Origin of the sequence: Microbacterium sp. NPDC057944, assembly GCF_042887445.1 — a bacterium.
Taxonomy (GTDB): Bacteria; Actinomycetota; Actinomycetes; order Actinomycetales; family Microbacteriaceae; genus Microbacterium; species Microbacterium natoriense.
Window position 1 is genome coordinate 1,841,263 of sequence record NZ_JBHVPJ010000001.1, and the last position, 26,357, is coordinate 1,867,619.

Genomic DNA, 26,357 nt, shown 5'->3' on the forward strand with positions numbered 1-26,357 from the left:
AAGTCCTTCGTGGTGGTGATGAGCGGGTCAGTTGTTCTCGATGAGGTAGCGCGAGTAGGCGCCCAGGGTGAGGAAGGTGGGGAACTCCTCGTGCAGCGCGACCTCCCGGAAGACGTCGGCGGCGTCGTCGAAGCGGTCTCCCGCCGACCGCGTGGCCTGGGCGAGGATCTCCCGGATCAGGCCCTCGACGTACTCCGCGGTGATCGCGGTGCCGTCTTCGGTGGTGCGGTCCTGGTGGATCCACTGCCACACCTGCGAGCGGCTGATCTCGGCGGTCGCCGCGTCCTCCATCAGGTTGTCGATGGCGACGGCGCCCTGCCCGCGGAGCCAGGCCTCGAGGTAGCGGATGGCCACCGAGACGTTGTCGCGCACGCCCTGCGCCGTGATCGGGCGCCCGATGTGCAGGTCGAGCAGGTCGGATGCCGAGACCGACACGTCCTCGCGGAGACGGTCGACCTGGTTCGGCCGGTCGCCAAGCACGGCGTCGAACTCGGCCTGCGCGGTGGCGATCAGGTCGGGGTGCGCGACCCAGGTGCCGTCGAAGCCGTCCGCGGCCTCGCGCTTCTTGTCGGCCGACACCTTCTCGATCGCCCGTGCGGTGACCTCGGGGTCGCGACGGTTGGGGATGAAGGCGCTCATGCCGCCGATCGCGTATGCGCCGCGCTTGTGGCACGTCTGCACGAGCAGTTCGGTGTAGGCCCGCATGAAGGGCACCGTCATGGTGACCTCGCTGCGGTCGGGGAGCACGAACCGGGCGCCGCGGCCGCGGTAGTTCTTGATGATCGAGAAGATGTAGTCCCAGCGACCGGCGTTGAGGCCGGCGCAGTGGTCGCGCAGCTCGTACAGGATCTCGTCCATCTCGAACGCCGCGGGCAGCGTCTCGATGAGCACGGTCGCGCGGATCGTGCCGTGCGGGATCCCGATGTACTCCTCGCTGAAGCTGAAGATGTCGTCCCACAGCTTCGCCTCCTCGCTCGACTCGAGCTTGGCGATGTAGAAGTACGGCCCGCGGCCCGACTCGATCAGAGCCAGCGCGTTGTGCACGAAGTAGAGGCCGAAGTCGACCAGCGAGCCGGATGCCGACATCCGCCGACCTGCGCGGTCGGTGAACTCGATGTGCTTCTCGGTGAGGTGCCAGCCCCGAGGGCGCATCACGATCGTGGGCGTCCGCTCGGCGGTCACGCGGTACTCCTTGCCCTCGGGGGAGGTGAAGGAGAGCTCGCCGCGGATCGCGTCGCGCAGGGACAGCTGGCCCTCGACGACGTTCTTCCAGGTGGGGCTGGTGGCATCCTCCTGGTCGGCCAGCCAGACCCGGGCGCCCGAGTTCAGGGCGTTGATGGTCATCTTCGGGTCGGTGGGGCCGGTGATCTCGACGCGGCGGTCCTCGAGGCCGGGTCCGGGGCCGGCGACGCGCCAGTCGGCGTCCTCGCGGATGTGCGCGGTCTCCTCGCGGAACCGCGGGTCGTGGCCGTTGCCGATCTCGAAGCGGCGGCGCATCCGGTCGGCGAGCCGGTCATGGCGGCGGCCGCCGAAGCGGTGGTGCAGCTCGGTGAGGAAGGCGAGCGCATCCGGAGTGAGGATCTCGTCGTAGCGATCGCGGATGGGACCTGCGACCGTGATCGCCGGACCCTGCTGCGCCGTCTGGATCGGCGCGGTGACGGTGGGAGTGCTCATGATCAGAAGTCCTTTCTTCGAACGATCCGGCTGCGATGCCGTCTGGCTTGAGACCACTCTGCGTGAAGTTCACGACCCGAACCGACCAAATCCGGAGTGAAGATCGACGGAAATTCTGTTTCTGTGACAGAATCGCCGGCATGACCACCTCAGCCGTCGAAGAAGACGCCGACGCCCTCACGATCGGCCGCCGCATCCGCCAGCTCCGCACCGCGCGCGGGATGACCCTCGACGACCTCGCAGCGGCGGTCGATCGCGCGCCGAGCCAGATGTCGATGATCGAGACGGGCAAGCGCGAGCCTAAGCTCACGCAGCTGCAGGCGATCGCGCGTGCACTGGGCGTCACGATCGACGCTCTGCTGGAGGGGGAGCCGCTCGACGAGCGCAGTGCGATCGAGATCGCGCTGGAGCGCGCGATGAAGGGGCAGACGTTCCAGGCGCTGGGCATCGAGCCCTTCCGCATCGCCAAGAGCATGCCGACGGATGCCCTCAGGGCGCTGCTGGCTCTGCACGGCGAGATCGACCGCCTCAAGGACGAGAGGGCGGCGACGCCCGAGGAGGCCAGGCGTGCGAACGTCGAGCTGCGCCACCTCATGCGACGGCAGGACAACCACTTCGCCGACCTCGAGGCCAAGGCGTCCGAGATCCTCACCGCCGTCGGGCACTCCGGCGGTCCGCTCACTCAGCGCACGGCATCCGAGATCGCCGCCTACCTCGGCTTCACCCTGCACTACGCCCCCGACCTCCCGCAGACCACGCGCAGCGTCGCCGACCTCGCCAACGGCAGGCTGTACCTCTCGAGCCGCGCGCAGGCGAAGGGCGATGCCCGCACGGCCGTGCTGCAGGCGCTGTCGAGCCGGATGCTGGGGCATGCGGAGCCGCGCAGCTACGCGGAGTTCCTCCGCCAGCGCGTGGAGACGAACTACCTCACCGGCGCCCTGCTCATGCCGGAGGGGCACGTCGTCCCGATGCTGACGGAGGCGAAGTCGCGCAAGGCGATCTCGATCGAGGACCTGCGCGACGCGTACTCGGTGTCGTACGAGACGGCGGCGCATCGCTTCACGAACCTCGCGACCCGACACCTCGACATCCCCGTGCACTTCCTCAAGGTGCACGAGTCGGGCACCATCACCAAGGCCTACGAGAACGACGACGTGAACTTCCCGACCGACCGGTTCGGCGCGATCGAGGGGCAGATGTGCTGCCGGAAGTGGACCAGCCGGGTGGTGTTCGACGAGGACGACCGGTTCAACCCGTACTACCAGTACACCGACACCGGCAACGGGACGTACTGGTGCACCGCCCGCGTCGAGGCGTCGAGCGAGGGGCTGCACTCCGTGAGCGTCGGCGTGCGCTTCGATGACACCAAGTGGTTCGTCGGGCGGGACACCCCGCATCGCGGCGTCTCGAAGCACTCGGTCGAGGTGTGCTGCCGTCGCGCTCCCGCCGAGCTCGAGGAGCGCTGGCGCGAGAACGCCTGGCCGAACGTCAAGACCCCGCGCACCCTGCTCGCGACGCTGCCCACGGGTGCGTTCCCCGGCGTCGACACGACCGACGTGTACGAGTTCCTGGAGGCGCACGCTCCGCGCTGACCCGCTCTCACGCTCGCCGCTCGGGTCGCCGACTGCACGGCTTCCTCCCGAGTGCACGGCATCCTCGCGAGTGCACGGCATCCGCGCGTGAACAGGCCGTGCACTCGGCGCGAAGCCATGCACTCGCGTGCCCGTCGATGGTCCGCTTCGTCAAAGTTTAGTTTGATCTTGCTTAGTCAATCTTGACTATGTTACTTTCGACGAGCCATCAACGACGAACGGCCGAGAAGGGACCCTCATGGCTACTTCCCCCGCGGAAACCCGAATCCGCATCGCTGCCACCCTGACGTGCGTTCTCGCTGCCACGCTCACCCTCGGAGCATGCTCCGCACAGAGCCCCGGCAGCGGAACCGCCCCCGCAGACGCAGCTGTCGACGCCGACAGCTGCCAGCGGAATCAGGATGCCGGCACCATCACCTACATCTCCGGCTACGGCTACTCGGCCAGCGCCGGTCAGCTCGACGTGTTCCTCGCGAAGGAGCTCGGCTACTTCGACGACCTCTGCCTCGACGTCGAGATCAACGCCTCCGGAGCGAACGGGCAGCAGCTCGTGGCATCGGGGCAGGCGCAGTTCACCGCGCTCGGCTCGGCATCCGACGTCATGCTCGCCGCCGCCAACAGCAAGAACCTCACGGCGGTGGCCACCTACGGAACCACCTCTCCCTTCTCGATCTTCGGCAACGAGAAGCTCACGAGCCTGAAGGATCTGGAGGGCGGGTCGCTGGGCTACTTCATCAACCTCACCCCGATCGCCTCCGCCATGCTCGACAACGCCGGCGTCGACGTCTCGAAGGTCGAGATGGTCAAGATGACCAACTACGACCCCACCGTCGTCGTGCGGGAGCAGGTCGACGCGATCGTCGGCTACGCCTCCAACCAGCCGGAGTCGCTCAAGGCTCAGGACCTCCCGTTCAGCGAGTTCCTCCCCGCCGACGAGGGCGTCGAGGGCACCTACAACGTGATGGAGGTGAACTCGCGCTTCCTCTCCGAGCACCGCGAGGTCGCCGCCGACTTCATGCGAGCCAGCCTCAAGGCCCTGCAGTACTGCCTCGACGAGTCGGACGCCTGCATCGACACCCTCGCGAAGCTCGCCGAGGACAACAACCAGGGCGCCGCGTTCCCGCGCGACCAGCTCGCCCGCACCTGGGCCGTCGAGTCGGAGTGGGTCCGCATGAGCACCGGCGGTCACCCCGGCGTGCAGACCGAGGCCATGTGGAAGCCCGAGTACGCGCTCGTCGAGAAGTACGGAGACGTCAAGGACCTGCCGAAGATCGCCGACATGATGGACGTCGACCTGGTGGCCGACCTCTACGACGGCGACGAGCTGATCTGGCCGGCGAAGTGATGGCCGCCTCGCAGGGAGCGGGCGTCGAGGTCACCGGCGTCACCAAGACCTTCGGAGTGGACGGGGCGCGGGTGACCGTGCTCGACGACGTCAGCCTCACCATCGGCATGGGCGAGTTCGTCTCCGTGATCGGACCGAGCGGATGCGGCAAGTCGACGCTCCTCAAGGTGGTCGCCGGTCTCATCGACGCGGACTCCGGAACCGTCACGATCGACGGGGAGAGCGTGAGCGCGGCATCCAGCGACAAGAAGATCGGGCTGGTGCCGCAGTCTCCCGCTCTGCTGCCGTGGAAGACCGTGCGCGAGAACGTCGAGCTGCCGCTGCGGATCAACCGCGGCGCCAACGGAGGGCGCGCGCTGCGCGACCCCGAGGAGCTGCTGTCGACGTTCGGTCTCGGAAAGGCGATGTCGAAGTACCCCGGTCAGCTCTCCGGAGGCATGCAGCAGCGCGCCGCCATCGCCAGGGCCTTCGTGTTCGACCCGGCCATCATGCTGATGGACGAGCCGTTCTCGGCCCTCGACGAGATGAACCGCGACCTGCAGCGGATCGCCCTGCTGGAGTTCTGGCAGTCGAACCGCAAGGCCGTCATGTTCGTGACCCACTCGGTGCCGGAGGCGATCATGCTCTCGGACCGCATCGTGGTGATGGCCGCCCACCCCGGCCGTATCGCCCAGGTGATCGACGTGAACCTGCCGCGCCCCCGCACCGAGGAGGCGTACGCGACGGACGAGTTCCGCGAACTGGAAGGCATCGTGCGCGGTGCGCTGCGCGCGCAGACGGAGAAGGCCCATGTCTGAGATGACGATCCGCGACACCACGGCGACCCTCGCCACCGCCCGCCTGAGGGAGACGCCGCGCCGCGGCATCCCCTCCTGGCTGCGGTGGGGAGCGTGGCTGCCCACCCTCATCACCTTCGCGATCGCGGCCACGCTGTGGCAGCTCGTCGCCTGGTCGAACCCCTACGTCCTCCCCGCGCTGCAGGACATCGGCGCCAGCCTCGCCGGAGACGCGGGCATGTACTGGTCGAACTTCCTCGTCACACTGCTCGAGGTCGTGGTCGGCGCATCCGCCGGCATCCTCGCCGGATTCCTGCTGGCCGTGGTGATGGCGGAGTTCCAGATCATCGAGAAGGCGGTGATGCCGCTCGTGATCATCGTGATGGTGACCCCGATCGTCGCCATCGCCCCCGCCCTGGTGGTGGCGTTCGGCTTCGGCATGGTGCCGAAGTTCATCGTCACCGGGCTCGTGGTGTTCTTCCCGATGCTGGTGAACTCGCTCGCCGGCCTCCGCGACGTCGACCAGCGCGCCCTCGACGTGTTCACGACGCTGCACGCCTCGCGGTGGGAGATCTTCCGCGAGCTGCGCCTCCCGGGGAGCATGCCGTACGTGTTCGCGGGGCTCCGCATCGCGCTCCCGCTCGCCGTCGTCGGCGCCGCGGTCGCGGAGTTCGTCGCCGCCGGTCAGCAGGCCGGTCTCGGCTCGCTCGTCACGACGTCGGCCGCGCAGGCCAACCTGCCGGTGACCTGGGCCAGCATCGCTCTGCTCTGCCTCCTCGGCGTCCTCCTGATCGTGCTCCTCGCGGTCGTGCGCAAGCGCGTCCTGTGGTGGAGCGACGGCGAGGTCACCGCGAAGGGCTGACGCCCGCGAACTCCGATCCGGGGGCGGATGCTCCGCTCCCGGGTTCCTCCGGCATGCCCGGAGACCCCTCATCACCCACAAGGAAGGCACGCACATGACCGTCAAGCAGCTGCGCCTCGGCCTCTTCGAGAACGCCCAGGCGAACGACTCCGGAACCGCGACCTGGCGTCACCCCGCCAACGGGCGCTATCTCTTCGACACGCTCGAGTACTGGCGCGACACCGCGCGCATGGCGGAGGACGCCGGCTTCGACTTCCTCTTCCTCGCCGACGCGTGGGGGTGGGCCGACGTTGCGGGGGAGCGCCCCGACATCTGCTCGGTGGAGGGACTCGACCTGCCTCGCCTGGATCCGGCGATCATCCTCGGAGCGCTGATCCCCGAGACCACCCGGCTCGGGCTCGTCGCCACCGGTTCGACGCTGCTGGAGCCGCCGTACTCGTTCGCGCGCAGGATGGCGACCCTCGACATCCTGTCCGGCGGGCGCATCGGCTGGAACGTCGTGACCACCGGCACCGCCGACACGGCCGTGCAGGGGTTCGGCGTGCCGATGGTCGGGCACGACGAGCGCTACCTCATGGCGGACGACTTCATGCAGGTCGTCTACAAGCTGTGGGAGCAGGCGTGGGAGGAGGGCGCGCTGGAGCGCGACAAGTCCGGCCGCTTCGCCGATCCGTCGAAGGTGCACCGCATCGCGCACGACGGCCCGTACTTCCGCTCGCACGGCTACGGCAACACCTCGCGCTCGCCGCAGGGCACCCCTGTGCTGTTCCAGGCCGGGGCGTCGCCCGCCGGTCGCGAGTTCGGCGGCAAGCACGGCGAGGCGATCTTCGTCGGCGCCGGCAGCGTGGAGCAGCTCCGCGCCCACTCCGTCGCGATCCGCGAGGAGGCCGTGAAGAACGGCCGCGCGGCGCACGAGGTGAAGATCATGTCGGCGTTCGCCGCCGTCGTCGGAAGCACCGAGGAGGAGGCCCGGCGCACCTACGCCGAGGTCGCCGACGCGCAGAACCCCGAGGTCACGGTCGCCTCCTACGCGTGGTTCACGGGCCTCGACCTGTCGTCGTACGCGCCGGAGACGCCGATGGCGGAGCTGAGCACCGAGCTGTCGCAGACCCAGGTCGCGCGCTTCGCCGACAAGACCGTCGGAGACGTGCTGGGCGACTGGCACGCGCACGGCGTCGGAGCGCGGCCGATCGTGGGCACGCCCGAGCAGATCGCCGACCGCATGATCGAGCTCGCGGAGGGTGCCGATCTCGACGGCTTCCTCTTCTCGCCGGTGATCCCGCCCGCCTCCACCGCGGACTTCATCGAGCACGTGCTGCCGATCCTCAAGGAGCGCGGCGCGATCGCGGTGCCCTCGAGCGAGCCGCAGTCGCTGCGCGAGCGGCTGATGGGCACGTCGAGCCCCGCTCTGGCGGAGTCGCACACCGGGTCGTCGTACCGGGGGTCCCTCTCGCGTGTCTGAGAGCCTCTCCGGTGTCGCCGTGGTGGGGAGCGCGAACCTCGACCTCGTGGTCGAGGTGGCGCGCCCCCCGCTCGTCGGCGAGACGCTGCTCGGACGCGCGGGCGGCCGCTTCTCCGGAGGCAAGGGCCTCAATCAGGCGGTCGCCGCGGCCCGCAGCGGCGCGGACGTCCGCTTCTGCGGGTCGGTCGGCGCCGACGAGGCGGGAGACCTGCTGCGACGGACGCTCGTGGATGCGGGAGTGGCAGCGGGCCTCCGGAGGACGGATGCCGCGCCCACCGGCGTCGCGCACATCCTGGCCCTGCCTGACGGCGACAACAGCATCGTGGTCGCCGCCGGCGCGAACGAGGAGCTCACCGCCGAGGACGCCCTGTCCGGCGTCGCCGGGGCCGCCGTGGTGCTCGCCCAGCTCGAGGTGCCGGCGGAGACCGTCGACGCGGCGCTGCGGGCCGGGCGGGATGCCGGAGCGCGGACGCTCCTGAACGCGGCCCCGGCGTCGGAGTCCGCACTCGCGCTCCTGGCCCACGTCGACGTCCTCATCGTCAACGAGACCGAATGCGCGGAGCTCGGCGGCGCGGATCGACTGCACGCGGCGGGCGCCGAGACCATCGTGCTCACGCGCGGCGGCGACGGGGTCGAGCTGCACAGAGCGGGGGAGCCCGTGCTGCGCATCCCGGCGTTCCCCATCGACCCCGTCGACACGACCGGAGCCGGTGACGCGTTCTGCGGAGCGCTCGCCGCGGCGCTCGCCGCCGGCGCCGCCATCGAGGAGGCCCTGCTCACGGCATCCGCTGCCGGGGCGATCGTGGCGCTGCACCGCGGGGCGAACACCACCGCGCTCGCTCCGGCGGCTCTGGCCGCTCTCGTCGCGACGCGCTGAGCGCCGCGCGCTCAGCGCCGAGGCGCGGGCTCTTCCGCTGCGGCCTCGGCCGGGGCCGCAGCAGGGGTCGCCGCGGGCTCCTCGCCGGCGAACACGTACTCGCCCTGCCTGAGCCGGTCGAGGAGGTCGAGCAGCCACTGCTTCTCGGCGGTGAGTCGGGCGGTGGAGAGGTCGAAGATCTCGCGGACGTACTTCGGCGTCGTCTCCGAGCGGAGCGTGTCCTGCACGTCGAAGCCGTTGGCGGTGATGATCGCGTCGCTCTTGATGAGGCGGTGCTCGAGGCCCGCGATGACCTCCTGGCGGCTCAGCACGAACATGAACGAGGCGATCGTCATGATCGCCTGGGTGTCGAACGGAGCGACGTTCCAGAGGTTCTCGCGCAGCATCCGCTGCAGCTCCACCTCCCCGGCCGGGGTGATGCGGTAGGTGGTGCGAGCGGGGCGCTTGCCCTCGGTCTCGGTGCCGCTCTCGGCGACGTAGCCGTCGACCTCGAGGGCGCGCAGGGCGTTGTAGATCGAGCCGGGCTGGATGTGCGCCCACTCGTCGACGTGCCAGGTCATCAGCTCGCGTCGGAGGAAGTAGCCGTGCACGGGCTGGAACTGCTTCACGGCGCCGAGGACGACGAGGCGGGTGGTCGACATGCCCTCATGCTAACGGCTGGATCGTCGAGTACCGGCTTGTTTGCATGGTCAAAGTTACGTACAATCTGAACTAGTCAAAGTTGACTAAATGAAAGGAACCCGAAATGACGACTGCGGCGCCCGAAGTCCTTCCCCGCGATATCGCCCTGCGTCGGGCCTTCTCGATCTACCCGACCGGCGTCGTGGCGCTGGCGGCGGAGGTGGAAGGGCGTGCCGTCGGCATGGCGGTCAACTCGTTCACGTCGATCTCGCTGGAGCCCGCACTCGTGGCGATCAGCGCCGCGCGCACATCGAAGACCTGGCCGGTGCTGCGGGCCGTGCCCGAGCTCGGCATGAGCGTCCTTGCCGCCCACCACGAGCCGCTGAGCCGGATGCTCTCCTCCCGCGAGGGCGACCGCTTCGGCCAGCACGGGTGGCGCGCGACCGACGGCGGCGCGATCCTCATCGAGGACGCGGCGCTCTGGCTGACCTGCCGCCTGCACAGCACCTTCGACGGCGGAGACCACGAGATCGCCCTGTATGAGATCGCCGACATCAGTGTGTTCGGCGAGGTCGAGCCGCTCGTGTTCCATCAGAGCCGCTACCGCACGATCGCGACCTCCGAGACCGGGGAGTGAACCCGCCGCACCCCCGGTCGATCGCAGGCGAGGTGGTCCCCGGAGACGGCAGGGGGAGGGGGCTCGGCATCCCCACGGCGAACCTCTCCTGCGACGGCGCCGACCTGCCCGACGACGGCATCTACGCGGCCAGGGTGGGGATCGACGGCGCCGATCCGCGGATGCCGGCCACGGTCAGCGTCGGCACGAACCCCACGTTCGCGGGGGAGCGGCCCCGCAGGGTCGAGGTGCACGTGCACGACGTCGACCTCGACCTCTACGGGCGGCGCCTCGACGTCGTGCTGATCGCCTTCCTGCGGCCGACCCTGCGCTTCGCCGACGTGGCCGAGCTCGTCGCCCAGTCGGAGCGCGACATCGCCGGATGTCGGCGGGTGCTCGCCGCGCAGGGCTGAGCGGATCCGCCCTGGCCCTGGGTCACGCCCCGATGCCGCGCAGCACGATCTCCAGGCCGTGCTCGAATGCGGTGTCGACGTCGCCGCCCTGGCGGAAGCCGCCGTTCTGCTCCATCGTGCTGAAGCCGTAGGCCCACGCCGTGAGGGTGCGCGCGGATGACAGCGGGTCGTCGGGGGAGATGCGGCGCACCGTGTCGAGCAGCATGGTCATGAGCGGAGCGATCGTCTCGGGCGAGGGGGTCGCGAGCGGTGCGGGGGCGCAGAACAGCAGCGTGGTGATGTTCGGGGAGCGCGCGGCGAGTGCCCGCAGCGCGCGGGCGGCTCCGGCCAGCACACCCCGTGGCTCGTCCGACGCCGCCGCGATGGCCGAGATCTCCTCGCCCAGTTCGGTCGCCGCGTCATCGGCGGCGAGGCGCAGCAGCTCGTGCCGGTTCGCCGCGCGCTTGTACAGGCTCGGCGCGCGGACGCCGACGGATGCCGCGACCGTGCTCATGGTGACGGCATCCAGTCCGTCGCGCTCGGCGATGGATCGGATGGCGGCGACGAGCTCGGGAGTGCTCACTCTCTGCGGTGCGGGCATGCACCCAGCATATGGCTATTGACTGTAGCCATCAAGGCTATGTATCGTAGCCAACATGACCGCACAGCTGCTCCGCATCGGCGACGACATCATCGCCATCCACGCCGTCGTGACCGACGAGGGCGTGACGCTCATCGACGCCGGGCTCTCCGGCGACCTCGGCATGCTCCGCTCCGCGCTCCGCGACGCAGGGCGCTCGCTCTCCGACATCCGCGGCATCGTGCTGACCCACGGCGACGTCGACCACATCGGCATCGCCGAGCAGCTGCGCGCAGAGCACGGCATCCCGATCCACATCCTCGGCCTCGACGAGGACCTGGCGACGGGCCGCACGACCAAGAAGGTCAAGGCCGGGGAGTGGCGCCTCGGTCCGGTGCTGCGGTTCCTCTGGAGCACGCTGCGCCGAGGAGGACTCCGCACGCAGCGTCCGCTCGAACTGCACGCCGTGTCCGACGGCGACGTGCTCGATCTCCCCGGGCGCCCCGAGTTCATCGCGACCCCCGGTCACACGCGGGGGTCGGCCGCGATCCGTGTGCCGGTCGTCGACGCGCTCTTCCTCGGCGACGCCATCACCACCCGCCACGTGCTCACGGGGGAGGGAGGCGCTCGGCTCGCCCCCTTCAGTGAGGACACCTCCGAGACCCGCCGCAGTCTGGAGAGGCTCAGGGACCTCCCCGAGAGCCGCATCTTCCCCGGCCACGGCCCCGAGTTCACCGGCACGGCAGCGGCGCTGCTCGACGCCCTCGACGCGCGCGACTGACCTCAGTCCCGCGCGGTCTGCAGCAGCGTCCACGCCTCCGCGCGGGCAGGGAAGGACCCCAGGTCGATTCCGAGCAGGACACCGGCCTGCGAGATCCGCGAACGCAGCGTGTGCCGGTGCACGCCCAGCGCGAGCGCCGCCGGCTCGGCGCGGGCGTCGTGCTCGAGCCACGTCCGCAGCGCGTGCTCCAGGTCGCCGCCCGTCGCCGCGTCGTGATCGCGCAGCGGGGCGAGTCGAGACTCGGCGACCAGCCGCGCCTCGTCGGTCGCGAGGGCGCTGAGGATGCTCGACCCCACCGTGTCCGCGTAGCGGAAGGCGCCGGCGTCGCCCTGCTGGCGCAGCGAGGTCAGGGCCTGCGCGTGCGCGCGGGTGAACGCATCGTACGACTCCGGCTCGGAGACCCCGAGGCGGATGCCGAACCGCGAGGCCACGTCGTCGAACAGGTGCTCTTCTCCGGCGGAGACGCACATCACGACCCCCTCGACGGACTCGGCGACGAAGGACGCCGTGCCGTGGTCTGCGCGGCGGCGCTCCCACCAGTCGACGAGAGGCCCCGCGGGGGCGTCGGAGGCCACGGCGACGACCATCGGCGCCTGCGGGACACCGCCGAGCACTCTCCTGGCGAGGGCCGGGTCGTCGGTCAGGAGCGATCCGAGGAGCTGCGTGTGCAGGCGTCTGCGGCTGCGGGCGAGCTGCTCGCTCTGCTCCATCGCGAGGCCGGCCATGGCGATCACCGACGTCACGACGGTGCGCGCCTCGGAGTCGATCGCATCGACGGCGAGGGCGATCACCCCGCGGAGCTGTCCGCCCCGCCCCACGGTGAACAGCATGAACGTCTGTCCGTCGATGCTCAGCGACTGCCCGGCCTCGAGGCCGCGCGTGAGCACCTCGACGACCTGCCCGCCGAGCCCGGAGAGCACGTCGGGTGAGATGCCCTCGCGCGGATGCGACAGGGTGAGCGCGCCGGCGGCGTCGTACATGCCGACCCACGCATCGAGCCGGCGCCCGAGCTCGGCGATCGTCGCGTCGAGTCCGTGCGGACGCAGCGCGGCCAGGGCGAGCGCCCGCTGCGTGTCGAGGGCCCACGAGCGGCGCGCGTACGCCTGGGCGGCGATCGCCTCCGAGTGCGCCCGCGCGACCGCGATGAACGGGGTGCGGTACGGGACCTCGAACAGCGGCATCCCTCGTGCGGCGCATGCCGCGATCAGCTCCTCGGGGATGCCGGCCCTGTGCACCTCGGTGCCGAAGCCGAGGCCGAGCACGCCGCGGTCGGAGAGCCGGCCCACATAGGTGTCGATGCTCGCCTCGTCGTCGAACTGCGTCCCCGTGGTCAGGAGCGCCAGATCCTCGGAGAGGAAGGGGGTGGGGTCGGCGAGATCGGAGCTGTGGACCCAGCGCAGCGGACGGTCGAGCGCGCCCTCCGGCAGGGCCTCCTCGGCGGACACCAGGGCCAGCCCCAGGTCACGGCGGGCGAGCAGCGCGCGCAGTGCGGGGTGGTCCGTGGTGGGCACGGCGCTCCTTTCGATGTACAGTCCGGAGAATCTTCTCCACAGATTGTACAGTTCGGCGAATGCAACGGCATCCGGACCCGGAATACGCTCGCGGCATGGCACTCCTCGACACCGCAGCTGTTGCAGTTCCCCTCGGCGGACCCGAGCTCCCCCAGGAGCGTCGCCTCGTCACCGAGCTCCCCGGCCCCCGCTCCGCCGAGATCCTCGCCCGCAAGGCGGATGCCGTGGCAGCGGGCGTCGGACACACCGTTCCGGTCGCGGCCGTCGCCGCAGGCGGAGGCGTCGTCGTCGACGCCGACGGCAACTCGCTCATCGACCTCGGCTCGGGCATCGCCGTGACCACCGTGGGCAATGCGCACCCGAAGGTGGCCGCGGCCGTCGCCGCCCAGGCGGCGCAGTTCACCCACACCTGCTTCATGGTCTCGCCCTACGAGTCGTACATCGGCGTCGCCGAGGCGCTCAACCGCATCACCCCCGGTGACTTCGCCAAGAAGAGCGCGCTGTTCAACTCGGGCGCGGAGGCCGTCGAGAACGCGATCAAGATCGCCCGCAAGCACACCGGTCGCCAGGCCGTCGTGGCCTTCGACCACGGCTACCACGGCCGCACCAACCTGACCATGGCGCTGACCGCCAAGTCGATGCCCTACAAGAGCGGCTTCGGACCGTTCGCGCCCGAGGTGTACCGCGCCACCGCGTCGTACCCCTTCCGCGACGGACTCAGCGGCGCAGAGGCTGCGGCCCGCGCGATCCTTCAGCTCGAGAAGCAGATCGGCGCAGAGAACCTCGCCGCCGTCATCATCGAGCCGATCCAGGGCGAGGGCGGCTTCATCGTCCCCGCCGACGGGTTCCTCCCCGCGATCGTCGACTGGTGCCGTGCCAACGGCGTCGTCTTCATCGCCGACGAGGTGCAGACCGGCTTCGCCCGCACCGGAGCCATGTTCGCCAGCGAGATCTTCGGCATCGAGCCCGACCTCATCACCACGGCCAAGGGCATCGCCGGCGGACTTCCGCTTGCCGCGGTCACCGGCCGGGCCGAGATCATGGACGCCTCGCACTCGGGTGGCCTCGGCGGCACCTACGGAGGCAACCCGATCGCGTGCGCCGCGGCGCTGGCCGCGATCGACGTGTTCGAGAACGACGGGATGATCGAGCGCGCTCGCGAGATCGGCGACATCCTGAAGGCCCGCCTCGCGGAGATCCAGCAGGGCGACGCCCGCGTCGGCGACATCCGCGGACACGGCGCGATGATCGCGGCGGAGTTCGTGAACCCCGAGACCAAGGCTCCGGATGCCGCTCTCACCGCGGCCGTCGCCAAGGCCTGCATCGCACAGGGCGTCATCGTCCTGACCTGCGGCACCTACGGCAACGTCATCCGCTTCCTCCCGCCGCTGTCCATCGGAGATGACCTTCTGAACGAGGGCATCGACGTCGTCGCAGCGGCGCTCGCGGCCCACCCTGCGTGAGACGGATCGCGCTCTCGCGCGGTCCAGGCGCACAACGGGTCGCGCTCTCGCGCGGCCCAGGCGCACAACAGACGTCCGGTCGCGACTCGTGTCGGGGGATTTCGAGTCGCGGCCGGCATAACCATCCAACGAAGGAGTTGCACCATGGCTGAGATCACCCGTGACGTACTGATCATCGGAGCAGGAGCCGCCGGCACCACCGCCGCGAACGACCTGCGCAAGGCCGGCCTCTCTGTCGCCGTGCTCGAGGCGCGCGACCGCATCGGCGGCCGTCTCTGGACCGACGTCATCGACGGCGCCATGCTCGAGATCGGCGGACAGTGGGTCTCTCCCGACCAGGATGCGCTGAAGGACACGATCGAGGAGCTGGGCCTCGAGACCTACAGCCGCTATCGCGAGGGTGACAGCGTGTACGTCGGCCCCGACGGCCAGGTGCACCGCTTCACGGGGGAGATGTTCCCCGTGTCGGCCGAGACCGAGAAGGTCATCGCCGAGATCACCGAGCGTCTCGACGCCATGGTCGCCGAGATCGACCCCGACCAGCCCTGGGCGCACCCCCGTGCCAAGGAGTGGGACTCGGTCACGTGGGACGCGTGGCTGCGCCAGCAGACCGACGATGACGAAGCCGTGCGCAACCTCGCCTTCGCCACCGGGTCCGCGATGCTCACCAAGCCGACGCACTCGTTCTCGCTGCTGCAGTCGCTGCTGATGGCGTCCTCCGCCGGCTCGTACTCGAACCTCGTCGACGCCGACTTCATCCTCGACAAGCGCGTCGTGGGCGGTCTCCAGCAGGTTCCGCTGCTGCTGGCAGAGCGTCTCGGCGACGACGTCTTCCTGAACCAGCCGGTGCGCACCCTCGAGTGGAGCGACTCCGGCGTCGTCGCGACCACCGACGAGCTCACCGTCAAGGCCCGCTATGCGATCCTCGCGTTCGCACCGGTGCTCTACAACCGCATCTCCTTCGTGCCGGCGCTTCCGCGCCGTCAGCACCAGATGCACCAGCACATCTCCATGGGCTTCGTCATCAAGGTGCACGCGGTCTACGACCGTCCGTTCTGGCGCGAGCAGGGCCTGAGCGGCACGGCCTTCAGCCCCTACGAGCTGTCGCACGAGGCGTACGACAACACCAACCACGGCGACGAGCGCGGCACCCTGGTCGGCTTCGTCAGCGACCAGAACGCCGACGACCTCTTCACGCTCTCGGCCGAGGAGCGCAAGGAGCGCATCCTCGAGTCGCTGTCGCACTACTACGGCCCCGAGGCCAAGAACCCGGTCGTCTACTACGAGAGCGACTGGGGCACCGAGGAGTGGACCCGCGGCGCCTACGCCGCCAGCTTCGACATGGGCGGCCTGCACCGCTACGGCGCCGACCTCCGCGCGGCCGTCGGCCCCCTGCACTTCGCGTGCAGCGACATGGCCGGCGCCGGCTACCAGCACGTCGACGGGGCGATCCGCATGGGCCACCTCGCCGCATCGAACATCGTGGCCGCGAGCCGCGACGCCGGCTGATGGCCGGAACCATCGTCGTCGGCTACACGGCGACGGATGCGGGAGCGGATGCCGCGGCTCTGGGCGCGCGCCTGGCGCGCAGCCTCGGCGCCTCCCTGCACCTGGTGATCGTGCTGCCCTCCGAGGGCACGCGCAGTCCCATCGTGCCGCCGGAGCGCGCCTATGAGGACCACATCCGCGCGCAGGCGAAGCAGTGGCTGTCGGAGGCCATCATGGCGCTCCCGCAAAACCTCACCCGCTCGGGGCACGTGCGGTTCGGCGAGTCGTTCGCCGAGGGTCTCATCGCCGCCGGCGAGGAGTTCGGCGCACGACTGATCGTCGTCGGAGCTGCGGGTGGAGGCCTCTTCGGGCGTCACCGTCTCGGCAGCGTCGCGTCCGAGCTGCTGCACTCGTCCACCATCCCGGTGGCGCTGGCCCCCGCAGGCGCCGCACAGGAGGACGACCACGTCGTCCCGCGCGTGACGGTGGCCGTCGGCACCCGGCCGGGCGCCGAGGTCCTGCTCGACGAGGCGACGTCCATCGCCGCCGACACCGGCACCGACCTCCGCCTCGTCTCCCTGGTGCCCTTCGACGTGCCCCCGGGGCTCGACACGGGCGCGATCCGCCTGGTCGGCAACGCCCACGCGCACGACGTGCTCGCGGTCGCGAAGGAGATCCTGCCCGACGACCTCGGCGCCGTGATCGAAGAGGCCCCCGGCGACAGCGTCGAGGACGCGGTCGCGAACCTGTCCTGGCTTCCTGGCGAGGTCATCCTCGTCGGATCCTCGCGGCTCGCGCAGCCGCGACGCCTGTTCCTGGGCTCCACGGCGGCGAAGATGCTGCACGTGCTGCCCGTTCCCATGATCGTCGTCCCGCGCACCCGCGCGGAAGGAGTGTGACCCATGAGCGAGTCGACGAAGCCTCTGCTCCCCACCGGCTCCGGATCCGCCGCATCCGGTGAGGCGGCGCCCGACGCCGAGCATCCGGTGACCGGCGGGATCTCGCGCAAGGGACTGAGCGTCGGAACCGTGGGCGTGATGGGCGCCCTGGTGATGGGCATCTCGTGCATCGCCCCGGCGTACACCTACACGGCCGGCATCGGCGGCGCAGTGGGCGCCGTCGGATTCCAGGTTCCGGCGATCCTGCTGCTCGGATTCATCCCGATGCTGCTCGTCGCCTTCGGGTACCGAGAGCTCAACAACGCCATGCCCGACTCCGGCACGAGCTTCACCTGGGCGACCAGGGCCTTCGGCCCGTACGTCGGCTGGATGGCCGGGTGGGGTCTGATCGTCGCGACGATCCTGGTGCTGTCCAATCTCGCCGGCATCGCCGTCGACTTCCTCTTCCTGCTGATCTCGCAGATCTCGGGCAACGAGGCCATCGCCGAGATCACCCGCAACCCGTTCGTGAACGTGGCCGTGTGCCTCATCTTCGTCGCTCTCGCCGCGTGGGTGTCGTACCGCGACGTCTCGACCTCGCAGAAGCTGCAGTACGGCCTCGTGGCGTTCCAGATCGTGATCCTCGTGGTGTTCGCCGTGATGGCGATCGTCCAGACCGTCCAGGGCGGTGCCTTCGAGCCGCACATGCCCGAGCTCTCCTGGTTCAACCCCTTCGCGATCCAGGGCGGCCTGTCGGTGATCGTGATGGGGCTCTCCGCATCCGTCTTCATGTTCTGGGGGTGGGACGTCACCCTCACGATGAACGAGGAGGCCAAGGACCCCGAGCGCACGCCCGGACGCGCGGCCATGCTCACGGTGCTCTCGATCATCGCGATCTACCTGCTGCTGACGGTCAGCAGCCTGATGTACTCCGGCATCGGCGACAAGGGCCTCGGGCTCATGAACGAGGAGATCGGCGGCAACGTGTTCTTCGCGCTGTCGGGTCCGGTGATGGGCGGCCTCGCTTTCCTGCTCTCGCTGGCCGTGCTCACGTCGTCGGCGTCGTCGCTGCAGTCGACGTTCATCTCGCCGGCCAGGACCCTGCTGGCGATGGGTCACTACGGGGCGGTGCCCCAGCGATTCGCCGGGGTCAACCCGCGGTTCTTCACGCCGGGATTCGCGACGATCGCGTCCGCCATCGTCGCGGGCGGGTTCTACGCCGTGATGCGCTTCCTCAGCGAGGATGCGTTGTGGGACACGATCCTCGCGCTGGGCATGATGATCTGCTTCTACTACGGCATCACCGCGCTGTCGTGCGTGTGGTACTTCCGTCACCAGTGGTTCGACTCGGGCAAGGACTTCTTCTTCAAGCTCGCGAGCCCCCTCGTCGGCGGAGTCATCCTGCTGGTGCTCTTCGTGGTCACCGCGATCGACAGCCTCGCGCCCGACTTCGGATCGATCGCCATCGGCGCCGATGCGAACGGCGAGGGCGGCATCGGCATCGTGTTCTTCATCGGCGTCGGCCTGCTCGTCTTCGGCGCCGTGCTGATGATCGTCCAGCGGATCGTCAATCCCGACTTCTTCCGCGGCAAGACGCTGAGCGTGGACGCCCCGCCGAGCGCCCGTCGCCGCTGACACCCCTCTGCCCGCACCCCACAGAAAGAGAACCCATGAGCACTCAGACAGAGCAGGCGCTGCTCGACAGCATCCCCACAGGCCTCTTCATCGGCGGTCAGTGGATCGACGGCGAGACCGGAGGCACCTTCGACGTGCAGGATCCGGCCACCGGAGCGGTCATCCGCACCATCGCCGACGCGACGCCCGGCGACGGCGTCCGCGCGCTCGATGCCGCCGTGGCGGCTCAGGACTCGTGGGCTGCGACCGCGCCCCGCACCCGCAGCGACATCCTGCGCCGCGCCTTCGACCTCGTGCAGGAGCACAAGGAGGACCTGGCGCTGCTGATGACGCTCGAGATGGGCAAGCCGCTCGCCGAGGCCAGGGGAGAGGTCGCCTACGGCGGCGAGTTCCTGCGCTGGTTCAGCGAGGAGGCCGTGCGCATCAGCGGTCGCTACGGCATCAACCCCGAGGGCACCGGGAACATGGTCGTCTCGCAGCGCCCGGTCGGGCCCTCGTTCTTCGTGACGCCGTGGAACTTCCCGTTCGCGATGGCGACCCGCAAGATCGCGCCGGCTCTCGCCGCTGGCTGCACGGTCGTCATCAAGCCCCCGGCACTCACGCCGCTCACCACGATGTTCTTCACCTCGCTGCTGGAGAAGGCCGGTCTCCCGGCCGGCGTCGTGAACGTCGTGCAGACCTCGCGCTCGAGCGCGCTGTCGGCCCCGATCATCGCCGACCCGCGTCTGCGGAAGCTGTCGTTCACCGGATCGACCGAGGTGGGTCGCAAGCTCATCGCCCAGGCAGCCGAGGGTGTGCTGCGCGTCTCGATGGAGCTCGGCGGCAACGCCCCGTTCGTCGTCTTCGACGACGCAGATCTGGACAAGGCCGTCGAGGGCGCCCTCGCGGCGAAGTTCCGCAACATCGGTCAGGCGTGCACGGCGGCCAACCGCTTCATCGTGCACAAGGACGTCGCCGCCGAGTTCGGCCGCCGGGTCACCGAGCGCGTCAACGCGATGAAGATCGGCCGGGGCACCGAGGAGGGCGTCGCGATCGGCCCGCTCATCGATGCGGATGCCGTCGCCAAGGCCGCCGAGCTCGTGGGCGACGCCGTCGACCGCGGCGCGACGCTGCTCGCTGGTGGCAAGGCGCTCGACGGCGCCGGCAGCTTCTACGAGCCCACCGTGCTCACCGACGTCGTCGCCGGCAGCGCGATCCTCCGTGAGGAGATCTTCGGCCCGGTCCTCGCGATCGCGACCTTCGAGACCGAGGAGGAGGCCGTCCGCCTCGCCAACGACACCGAGTACGGCCTCGTGTCGTACGTGTTCACCGAGAACCTGCAGCGCGGTCAGCGGATGATCGCCGACCTGGAGACGGGCATGATGGGGCTGAACGTCGGCGTGGTCTCCAACGCGGCCGCACCCTTCGGCGGCGTCAAGCAGTCCGGCGTCGGCCGCGAGGGCGGCCTCGAGGGCATCCACGAGTACCTGTCCACCAAGTACACGCTGATCCCGGTCTCCTGACCGGACGGCTCAGACGAGGAGAGAAATGGTCGACTACGCAGTCATCAACCCCGCCACCGGAGAGACGCTGGCGTCGTTCCCGACGCTGACGGACGCACAGGTCGAGGAGGCGCTCGCCGCCGCCGACAGCGCGCACCGGGAGTGGTCGCGAGGCACCACGGTCGCGGAGCGCGCTGCTCTGCTCCGTCGCGCCGCCGAGCTGCACCGCGAGCGTCGGGAGGAGCTGGCCGACATCTTCGTGCGCGAGATGGGCAAGCCCCGCGAGGCCGCGCTCGGAGAGGTCGACTTCGCCGCCGACATCGCCGAGTACTATGCCGACCAGGCCGAGGCGATCATGGCCGACCAGCCGATCGCGATCCTCGGCGACGGATCGGCGCTCATCCGCCGTTCCTCCCTCGGCCCGCTCATCGGGATCATGCCGTGGAACTTCCCGGCGTACCAGATCGTGCGCTTCGCGGCGCCGAACCTGATCGTGGGCAACACGATCCTGCTGAAGCCGGCGCCGCAGTGCCCGGAGTCCTCGGCCGCTCTCGAGGCGATCTACCACGACGCGGGCTTCCCGAAGGGCGCGTACCAGAGCGTGCTCGCCACGAACGAGCAGATCGCGACGATGATCGCCGACCCGCGCGTGCAGGGCGTGTCGCTGACGGGCTCGGAGCGCGCCGGCGCGGCGGTCGCAGAGATCGCCGGACGCAATCTGAAGAAGGTGGCGCTGGAGCTCGGCGGGTCCGACCCGTTCATCGTGCTGTCGACGGACGACCTCGACGCGACCGTCGAGGCCGGCGTCGCCGCGCGTCTGGACAACAACGGTCAGGCCTGCAACGGCGCCAAGCGCTTCATCATCGTCGACGGCCTGTACGACGCCTTCGTGGAGAAGTTCACGGCGGCGATGGCCGCGGTCGAGGCGACCGACCCGACGCTCGACGACACGGTGCTCGGCCCCGTCGCGTCCGAGGTCGCGGCCGAGAACCTGCAGAAGCAGGTCGACCAGGCCGTGGAGCAGGGCGCGACCCTGCTCACCGGAGGCACCCGCGATGGGGCGTTCTTCGCGCCGACCGTGCTGGCCGACGTCACGCCCGAGATGAACGTCTACCGCGAGGAGCTCTTCGGCCCGGCGGCCGTCGTCTACCGCGTCGCGGACGAGGACGCCGCCGTGGCGCTCGCGAACGACACCACGTTCGGCCTCGGCTCGTATGTCTTCACGACGGATGCCGAGCAGGCGGAGCGCGTGGCCGACAAGATCGAGGCGGGCATGGTCTACGTCAACCTCGTCCTCGCCGACAGCCCCGAGCTGCCCTTCGGCGGAGTCAAGCGCAGCGGCACCGCCCGCGAGCTGGGCCACCTCGCCGCGGACGAGTTCGTCAACAAGAAGCTCATCCGCGTCGCCTGACCGGTGCGAGAAGGGGGTGGATGCCGGCATCCACCCCCTTTCTGCGTCTCTGAATGAGGGCGCGCGACGGTACGAGCGCGCGCGACGCGACGAGCGCGCATGCCCTGGCATGCGCGCCCGTACCGAGCCGGGGCGCGCGCCTCAGTCGAGGAGAGCGCGGACCTCGGCGGCCTCGGAAGTGCGACCCAGGGACTCCAGCAGCGTGCCCAGCTCCAGAGCCGCGACCTCGCGCAGCTGCGGGAACTCCGCACCGTGATCGAGCGCGGCCCGGTACAGCGGCACGGCATCGGCGCCGCGCTCGTTGCCGGCGAGCAGCCGGGCGGCGAACAGTTCGGAGCCGCCTGCGGACCCGACGTCTCCGAGTCCTGCGAAGCCATCGGATGCCGTCAGCGCCGCCGCGACGGCCTCGTCGATGCGCCCGAGGCTGCCGAGAGCCCGGCCGCGCGAGTCGGTCACGTCGGCGAGCAGCCATCCGGCGTCGTGCTCCTGGGCGAGCGCCGCCACCTCGTCGAACAGTGCGAAGGCGCGCTCGTCCTGACGTCCGCCGTAGGCCTGGCCGAGGTTGTGGAGCACGTCGGCGAGCGTGCCGATGGCCTCGGGGTCCTTCCGGACGATTTCGGATGCCGATTCGAGCAGCTCGATCGCATCGTCGTGCTCGTCGAACCGGGCCAGGATCTTCGCCCGCTCCAGCAGCGACAGCGCCTGGTCTGCGTGCTGCTCGGCCTCGCCGTAGAGCTCGGCGGCGTATCCGTACGCGCCGACGGACTGCCCGAACTCACCCGCGGCAGAAAGCGCCCGCGCGAGCATGGAGGCGGTCATCGCGCGCGAACCCGCAGGGACCTCGCCCTGCTCCTCGCGCTCCAGCACCGTGCCGAAGAGCTCGGCGGCCTCCTCCGCGTCGCCGACCGCGAGCATGGCGCGCGCGAGGCGGAAGTCCGCCCCCGCGCGGTCGCCGTCCTCCTGCTCGGCGATCCGCGAGGTCACGCGGTAGCGGGCCAGCGCCTTCTCGGGGTCTCCTGCGTCCTCCCAGAGCGCTCCCGCGAGCAGGTGCGCCGAACCGAGGGCCGACGTCGCGCCGAGTCCGGCGAGCAGTCGGCAGGCCTCGTCGGCGTCCGCCGCACCCAGCGCGTACTCCTCGTTGCCTCCGCGCAGCCTCGCCCGCGTCTGCAGAGCACGGGCGCGGTGGCCGATGCTGAGGTCGTCCTGCGCGAGGAACCGCTCGAGCAGCACGGACGCGGCCTCCAGGTCGCCCTTGCCCAGCACGGCGGACAGCGCGACCAGCGTGGTCGTGTTCGACAGGCGCGCGTCGTCGGCCGTGGCGAAGTGCCGCGCGGCGCGCTCGGCGAGGTCGAGCGCGGCATCCGTCTCGTCGGCCATGAGGTGCAGAGACGCGCGGCTGAGCGCGAGGTCTCCGCGAGACCAGGCGGGGAGGCCGTCATCGGCGCCGAGCTCGCGCTCCAGGCCCTCAGCGCTCTCCGGGGTGTTCAGGCCGAAGGTGGCGAGGCCGAGGCGCTCCTCCAGGTCGGCCTGCGCGCTCAGGCCCGCCGCACGCAGCGCCTCCAGCCGGGAGGGGAGCACCTCTGCGGCCTTCTCGGCGTGATCGAGGGCGACGAGGATGCCGATGCGCATCGAGAGCAGCTGGGCGCGTTTGGCGGGGTCTTCGCTCTCCAGCGCGCGGCCGAGTGCGTCGAGCGTCTCCTTCTCCGCCCCGTACTGGCCGAGGTTCATGGCGCGCTCGAACCAGCCGTCGGCGTCGAGCGGGGTCGAGGCGGGCGCCGTCTCCACGAAGGCGTCCGAGCGGATCGGCACGTCGTACTGCACGGAACCGAGGGCTCGCATGCGCGCGAGGCTGCGGGCGTGGCCGTCGGTGCCGTCGCGCTCGTCGAAGGCGCTCCCGATGCGCTCGGCGGCGGCCCATGACGCAGCGGCGAGCTCGGCGGCGCTCCAGACGCCCTCGTGGTCGCCGAACAGCGGCACCAGGGCGGCGGAATCCGCTCCCCGCACGGGGGTCTGTCCGTGGCCGGCCGCGGTGACGCGGTCGAGGGCGAGGGCGAACGCGGCCAGCGCGGCGAAGTGCGCATCGACGTTGAGACCGTCGTGGGCGAGCCACGCGATGTGCCGCTCGACCATGGTGAGCGCACGGGCCTCGTTGCCGGTGATCGCGGCGAAGACGATGTTGTTCGCGACGATGCGGAGGTTGTCGGGGTTGTCCTTGGCGAGGCGGTAGCTGCGCAGGTGGGCGGTCTTGGCGTCATCGGGCCGTCCGGCGCGGAGATACGGCAGCAGTGCGCGCGACAGAGCGTGCTCGGGCTCCTCTCCGCAGGAGAATCCGCCCTCGATCATCTCCTCGACGAGCCGGATGGCGTCGTCGTCGCGGTCGGTGTCGGCGAAGAACCCGGCGAACTGGCTGCGCCCGCACGCGTCGCAGTGGCTGTGCTCGTCTCGCGGGGTGGCCTCCAGCTGCACTCTGAGCGTCTCGGCGTCGTCGATGCGGCCGGCATCCCACGCGTCCTCGAAGCGCGCGGTGAGCACGCCGCTGAGGCCGAGGCCGGCCGTGCGGTAGTGCGCCTCCATGTCGTCCAGCACCGCGGAGATCTGCTCCACGGAGAACGCGGGGGAGGAGCGCAGCGCCGAGGCCATCCACTTGAACTGCCACATGAGGTCGGCGCCGCCGTAGTCGAGATCGGCGGGGAAGCGCTGCGGGTCGGCGTCGTGGTGCGCGAGGCACCAGGCGAACGAGTTCAGCATCACGTCGGTGGCGCCGTTCATGTTCGCGGACGCGGTCTGCCGCATCCGCGCCTCGTACTCGAGCCGCTCGTCGCCGATCTCGAGCGCGAGCGCGACGGCATCCGAGACGAGAGCCTGCTCGGCCGGACCCCAGGGGGTGCGGTCGATCTCCTCGAGCAGCTGCTGGAAGCGCTTCTTGGGACGTGCCATGAGGGTGCCTTTCGGAGGTTCTCTCGATGTGTGCGCGGTGCGGAGGGGCTCAGTAGCCCTCGAAGGGGATCGCGTCGCCCTCGATGCCCGCCGAGAGCGAGACGAGATCGGCGAGCGCGCTGGTCATCAGTGCACGGTCCGCATCGGACAGCGGATGGTGGCCGGCGAGCAGCGCCTGGATGTAGAGCAGCTGCACCGTGCGGGCGAACACCGCGTCGTCGTGCACGCGCACGAGCGCCCGCACGACGCGATTCGACCAGTTCAGGCACAGACGCGCGCTGAGATCGTCGTCGCGGGTGGAGGAGACGGTCGAGTCGATGCGGTCGAGCACTCCGCCCCACAGCGACCCGGTGATGCCCTTGGTGCGCTTGCGATCGATGGCGCGCAGCACCTCGGGGTCGGCGACGTACAGTCCGGTGAGGTCGGTGCGATCGATCGAGCGGACGACGACGGCGCAACCGGATGCCGCGAGCACGGAGCCGGCGCGGGACTCCAGCGCCACCGCGGCCTCACGGTCGTCGAGCGGGGGAGGGTCGAGCCTGTCGAGCTCGCCCGTCACGTCCACCTGCTCGATCGTGACCCCCGGATAGAGCTCCGGGAGCAGGCGGACGAGGTCGGCGTCGAAGAGGTAGCCGCCGTTGACCAGGATCTCGGAGCTCGGCGAGATGCCCGCGACCTGGCGGAACTCGTCGACCGTGGCGGCGAAGCGCACGTGCGGATACCTCTCGGCGAGGTCGCCGATGCGCATGGTGCCGTGCGTGGTCTCCAGCGTGAGCCAACGGGTGATGAACTTCGCGAGCTCCTCGTCGTGCCGCACGAGGGACTTGAGCCCGACCTCGTGGATCGCGACGAACTGCGCGAGACGGTGGGGCTCGCTGAGGCCGAGCTCGAGCACCCAGCGGCGGATGCCGGCGCCGAGCTGCTCGCGGACGCGCTCGAGGGCCGCGTCCTCCACGAGCGACTCACGACTCGCGGTGGGGGCGAGGCCGGTGGAATCCACCACCGCGCGCACGAAGAACGCCCAGTCCGGCAGCACGTCGTCGACGCGCTCGGAGAGGAGCATGCGCCCCAGGTACATGCGCGTCGCCTGCCTGGCGCCCGGCGGCGGGGCGAAGGGGAGGACGTACGCGAGGCCGCGGGTGCCGGTTGCGGGCTCCGCGAGCTCGATGACGTCGAGGGGGCCGGCGCCGAGCAGGTCGCGACCGTACTGCACCGCATCCTCGGGGGCTCCGGAGAGGAAGGGTGCAGGGCGGGTGATGTCGATCTCTCCGGTGGGGGTGTCGACCGTGACCCGCACCGGGAGGAACTCGCCGAAGGTCGTCGCGAGCTCGCGCACGGCGGCGGGGCGAAGCAGCTCGTCGGCGTCGAAACGCGGCACGAGGTGCACGCTGGTTCCGATCGGCAGCTCCTCATCGATCTCGACGACCTGGAAGGTGCCGTCGGCGCTGCCGGTCCACTCGACGGAGGCGCCGCCTCGCGCGCTGCGGGAGCGGATGACGATCGTGTCGGCCACCATGAAGCAGCTCAGCAGGCCGATGCCGAACTGGCCGAGGTAGTCGCTGCGGGGCATGTCGAAGATGTCGCGCTTGGAGGAGCGCCCCACGGTGGCGAGCAGATCGGCGACCTCGGATGCGGTCAATCCCACGCCGTCGTCGCGCAGGACGAACTCGCCCGTGGCATCCGTTAGCGGGGAGATCGTGATGCGTCCGCCCGCGCCGTCGACGTCCCTGCGGGCCGTGATCGCGTCGCGTGCGTTCTGGAGCAGCTCGCGCAGATAGACGCGGGGGCTGGAGTAGATGTGCCTGCTGAGCAGGTCGACGACGCCGCGCAGATCGACCTGGAACTGCTGCACCTCTGCGCTCACGTGGGCTCCCTCCGCATACACCCGCCTGCCGAGCCTAACAACAACGGCATTCGGAGCAGCGGTTCGAGAGCGCCGCGCGGATGCCGTATGCTGGTGGAGCAGTTGTTGTCT

The 26,357-nt window shown here is 70.3% G+C and carries 21 protein-coding genes; 15 read left to right on the forward strand and 6 right to left on the reverse strand.

Annotation, left to right across the window (positions count from 1 at the left end):
- Positions 1 to 27: 27 nt before the first annotated feature.
- A complete protein-coding gene (gene aceB / locus ACFVRO_RS08365) occupies positions 28 to 1,674 on the reverse strand; it encodes a malate synthase A (protein ID WP_341941441.1) in 1,647 nt (548 codons plus the stop codon).
- A gap of 140 nt (positions 1,675 to 1,814) precedes the next feature.
- On the opposite strand from aceB, the gene ACFVRO_RS08370 reads away from it, so the two are divergent.
- The 6 genes from ACFVRO_RS08370 to ACFVRO_RS08395 all read left to right on the forward strand — a co-directional run bounded on the left by ACFVRO_RS08370 (position 1,815) and on the right by ACFVRO_RS08395 (position 8,588).
- The gene (locus ACFVRO_RS08370) at positions 1,815 to 3,266 is read left to right on the forward strand and encodes a helix-turn-helix domain-containing protein (protein WP_344012608.1); all 1,452 of its coding nucleotides are present in this window, start codon (positions 1,815 to 1,817) and stop codon (positions 3,264 to 3,266) included.
- Between the two features lie 238 nt (positions 3,267 to 3,504).
- Positions 3,505 to 4,611, forward strand: a complete 1,107-nt coding sequence (locus ACFVRO_RS08375; RefSeq protein ID WP_386951252.1) for an ABC transporter substrate-binding protein — start codon at positions 3,505 to 3,507, stop codon at positions 4,609 to 4,611.
- Positions 4,611 to 5,408, forward strand: coding sequence for an ABC transporter ATP-binding protein (locus tag ACFVRO_RS08380; protein ID WP_386951254.1), 798 nt, complete (start codon positions 4,611 to 4,613; stop codon positions 5,406 to 5,408). Before ACFVRO_RS08375 ends, ACFVRO_RS08380 begins: the two co-directional genes overlap by 1 nt.
- On the forward strand, positions 5,401 to 6,249 hold the full coding sequence (locus ACFVRO_RS08385) for an ABC transporter permease (protein ID WP_341941443.1): 849 nt from the start codon (positions 5,401 to 5,403) through the stop codon (positions 6,247 to 6,249). The genes ACFVRO_RS08380 and ACFVRO_RS08385 overlap by 8 nt, the downstream gene beginning before the upstream one ends.
- Before the next feature lie 94 nt (positions 6,250 to 6,343).
- Complete coding sequence (locus ACFVRO_RS08390; protein ID WP_386951257.1) at positions 6,344 to 7,711, forward strand: NtaA/DmoA family FMN-dependent monooxygenase; 1,368 nt, start codon at positions 6,344 to 6,346, stop codon at positions 7,709 to 7,711.
- Positions 7,704 to 8,588: a ribokinase gene (locus ACFVRO_RS08395; RefSeq protein WP_386951260.1), complete on the forward strand. Its 885-nt coding sequence runs from the start codon at positions 7,704 to 7,706 to the stop codon at positions 8,586 to 8,588. Before ACFVRO_RS08390 ends, ACFVRO_RS08395 begins: the two co-directional genes overlap by 8 nt.
- A gap of 11 nt (positions 8,589 to 8,599) precedes the next feature.
- Here the strand turns inward: ACFVRO_RS08395 and ACFVRO_RS08400 are convergent, their stop codons facing one another.
- Entirely contained in the window at positions 8,600 to 9,229 is a 630-nt protein-coding gene (locus ACFVRO_RS08400; RefSeq protein WP_386951263.1) for a PadR family transcriptional regulator, read from the reverse strand.
- Positions 9,230 to 9,333: 104 nt separating this feature from the next.
- Between ACFVRO_RS08400 and ACFVRO_RS08405 the strand changes: the two genes are divergently transcribed.
- Together ACFVRO_RS08405 and ACFVRO_RS08410 are read left to right on the forward strand one after the other, a co-directional pair.
- Positions 9,334 to 9,846, forward strand: a complete 513-nt coding sequence (locus ACFVRO_RS08405; RefSeq protein WP_105673603.1) for a flavin reductase family protein — start codon at positions 9,334 to 9,336, stop codon at positions 9,844 to 9,846.
- Complete coding sequence (locus tag ACFVRO_RS08410; RefSeq protein ID WP_386951266.1) at positions 9,843 to 10,238, forward strand: riboflavin kinase; 396 nt, start codon at positions 9,843 to 9,845, stop codon at positions 10,236 to 10,238. The genes ACFVRO_RS08405 and ACFVRO_RS08410 overlap by 4 nt, the downstream gene beginning before the upstream one ends.
- Positions 10,239 to 10,260: 22 nt before the next feature.
- On the opposite strand, the gene ACFVRO_RS08415 is transcribed toward ACFVRO_RS08410, so the two are convergent.
- Complete coding sequence (locus tag ACFVRO_RS08415) at positions 10,261 to 10,818, reverse strand: TetR/AcrR family transcriptional regulator (RefSeq protein WP_386951268.1); 558 nt, start codon at positions 10,816 to 10,818, stop codon at positions 10,261 to 10,263.
- Positions 10,819 to 10,873: 55 nt separating this feature from the next.
- On the opposite strand from ACFVRO_RS08415, the gene ACFVRO_RS08420 reads away from it, so the two are divergent.
- On the forward strand, positions 10,874 to 11,578 hold the full coding sequence (locus ACFVRO_RS08420; protein WP_386951271.1) for an MBL fold metallo-hydrolase: 705 nt from the start codon (positions 10,874 to 10,876) through the stop codon (positions 11,576 to 11,578).
- A gap of 2 nt (positions 11,579 to 11,580) precedes the next feature.
- Here the strand turns inward: ACFVRO_RS08420 and ACFVRO_RS08425 are convergent, their stop codons facing one another.
- Positions 11,581 to 13,089 carry a PucR family transcriptional regulator gene (locus ACFVRO_RS08425; RefSeq protein ID WP_386951274.1) on the reverse strand — a complete coding sequence of 503 codons (1,509 nt, stop codon included), beginning with the start codon at positions 13,087 to 13,089 and terminating at the stop codon, positions 11,581 to 11,583.
- Between the two features lie 95 nt (positions 13,090 to 13,184).
- On the opposite strand from ACFVRO_RS08425, the gene gabT reads away from it, so the two are divergent.
- The 6 genes from gabT to ACFVRO_RS08455 all read left to right on the forward strand — a co-directional run bounded on the left by gabT (position 13,185) and on the right by ACFVRO_RS08455 (position 21,445).
- On the forward strand, positions 13,185 to 14,552 hold the full coding sequence (gabT, locus tag ACFVRO_RS08430) for a 4-aminobutyrate--2-oxoglutarate transaminase (protein ID WP_105673593.1): 1,368 nt from the start codon (positions 13,185 to 13,187) through the stop codon (positions 14,550 to 14,552).
- Between the two features lie 144 nt (positions 14,553 to 14,696).
- Complete coding sequence (locus tag ACFVRO_RS08435) at positions 14,697 to 16,061, forward strand: NAD(P)/FAD-dependent oxidoreductase (RefSeq protein WP_105673591.1); 1,365 nt, start codon at positions 14,697 to 14,699, stop codon at positions 16,059 to 16,061.
- Positions 16,061 to 16,939 carry a universal stress protein gene (locus ACFVRO_RS08440; RefSeq protein ID WP_105673589.1) on the forward strand — a complete coding sequence of 293 codons (879 nt, stop codon included), beginning with the start codon at positions 16,061 to 16,063 and terminating at the stop codon, positions 16,937 to 16,939. Before ACFVRO_RS08435 ends, ACFVRO_RS08440 begins: the two co-directional genes overlap by 1 nt.
- 3 nt (positions 16,940 to 16,942) lie before the next feature.
- Positions 16,943 to 18,553 (forward strand): APC family permease, encoded by a 1,611-nt coding sequence (locus ACFVRO_RS08445; RefSeq protein ID WP_386951276.1) that lies wholly within the window; start codon positions 16,943 to 16,945, stop codon positions 18,551 to 18,553.
- A 35-nt stretch (positions 18,554 to 18,588) separates the two neighbouring features.
- Positions 18,589 to 20,055, forward strand: coding sequence for an NAD-dependent succinate-semialdehyde dehydrogenase (locus ACFVRO_RS08450; protein ID WP_386951279.1), 1,467 nt, complete (start codon positions 18,589 to 18,591; stop codon positions 20,053 to 20,055).
- A gap of 25 nt (positions 20,056 to 20,080) precedes the next feature.
- Positions 20,081 to 21,445, forward strand: a complete 1,365-nt coding sequence (locus ACFVRO_RS08455; RefSeq protein WP_386951282.1) for an NAD-dependent succinate-semialdehyde dehydrogenase — start codon at positions 20,081 to 20,083, stop codon at positions 21,443 to 21,445.
- Between the two features lie 141 nt (positions 21,446 to 21,586).
- On the opposite strand, the gene ACFVRO_RS08460 is transcribed toward ACFVRO_RS08455, so the two are convergent.
- Together ACFVRO_RS08460 and ACFVRO_RS08465 are read right to left on the reverse strand one after the other, a co-directional pair.
- A complete protein-coding gene (locus ACFVRO_RS08460; protein WP_386951285.1) occupies positions 21,587 to 24,382 on the reverse strand; it encodes a hypothetical protein in 2,796 nt (931 codons plus the stop codon).
- Positions 24,383 to 24,431: 49 nt separating this feature from the next.
- Positions 24,432 to 26,246: an HSP90 family protein gene (locus tag ACFVRO_RS08465; protein WP_386951288.1), complete on the reverse strand. Its 1,815-nt coding sequence runs from the start codon at positions 26,244 to 26,246 to the stop codon at positions 24,432 to 24,434.
- Positions 26,247 to 26,357: the final 111 nt, after the last annotated feature.

Bases quoted from the DNA above. Each gene is read 5' to 3' on its own strand.
- aceB (WP_341941441.1), bottom strand. From the start codon at position 1,674: ATGAGCACTCCCACCGTCACCGCGCCGATCCAGACGGCGCAGCAGGGT.
- ACFVRO_RS08370 (WP_344012608.1), top strand. From the start codon at position 1,815: ATGACCACCTCAGCCGTCGAAGAAGACGCCGACGCCCTCACGATCGGC.
- ACFVRO_RS08375 (WP_386951252.1), top strand. From the start codon at position 3,505: ATGGCTACTTCCCCCGCGGAAACCCGAATCCGCATCGCTGCCACCCTG.
- ACFVRO_RS08380 (WP_386951254.1), top strand. From the start codon at position 4,611: ATGGCCGCCTCGCAGGGAGCGGGCGTCGAGGTCACCGGCGTCACCAAG.
- ACFVRO_RS08385 (WP_341941443.1), top strand. From the start codon at position 5,401: ATGTCTGAGATGACGATCCGCGACACCACGGCGACCCTCGCCACCGCC.
- ACFVRO_RS08390 (WP_386951257.1), top strand. From the start codon at position 6,344: ATGACCGTCAAGCAGCTGCGCCTCGGCCTCTTCGAGAACGCCCAGGCG.
- ACFVRO_RS08400 (WP_386951263.1), bottom strand. From the start codon at position 9,229: ATGTCGACCACCCGCCTCGTCGTCCTCGGCGCCGTGAAGCAGTTCCAG.
- ACFVRO_RS08405 (WP_105673603.1), top strand. From the start codon at position 9,334: ATGACGACTGCGGCGCCCGAAGTCCTTCCCCGCGATATCGCCCTGCGT.
- ACFVRO_RS08415 (WP_386951268.1), bottom strand. From the start codon at position 10,818: ATGCCCGCACCGCAGAGAGTGAGCACTCCCGAGCTCGTCGCCGCCATC.
- ACFVRO_RS08420 (WP_386951271.1), top strand. From the start codon at position 10,874: ATGACCGCACAGCTGCTCCGCATCGGCGACGACATCATCGCCATCCAC.
- gabT (WP_105673593.1), top strand. From the start codon at position 13,185: ATGGCACTCCTCGACACCGCAGCTGTTGCAGTTCCCCTCGGCGGACCC.
- ACFVRO_RS08435 (WP_105673591.1), top strand. From the start codon at position 14,697: ATGGCTGAGATCACCCGTGACGTACTGATCATCGGAGCAGGAGCCGCC.
- ACFVRO_RS08440 (WP_105673589.1), top strand. From the start codon at position 16,061: ATGGCCGGAACCATCGTCGTCGGCTACACGGCGACGGATGCGGGAGCG.
- ACFVRO_RS08445 (WP_386951276.1), top strand. From the start codon at position 16,943: ATGAGCGAGTCGACGAAGCCTCTGCTCCCCACCGGCTCCGGATCCGCC.
- ACFVRO_RS08450 (WP_386951279.1), top strand. From the start codon at position 18,589: ATGAGCACTCAGACAGAGCAGGCGCTGCTCGACAGCATCCCCACAGGC.
- ACFVRO_RS08455 (WP_386951282.1), top strand. From the start codon at position 20,081: ATGGTCGACTACGCAGTCATCAACCCCGCCACCGGAGAGACGCTGGCG.
- ACFVRO_RS08460 (WP_386951285.1), bottom strand. From the start codon at position 24,382: ATGGCACGTCCCAAGAAGCGCTTCCAGCAGCTGCTCGAGGAGATCGAC.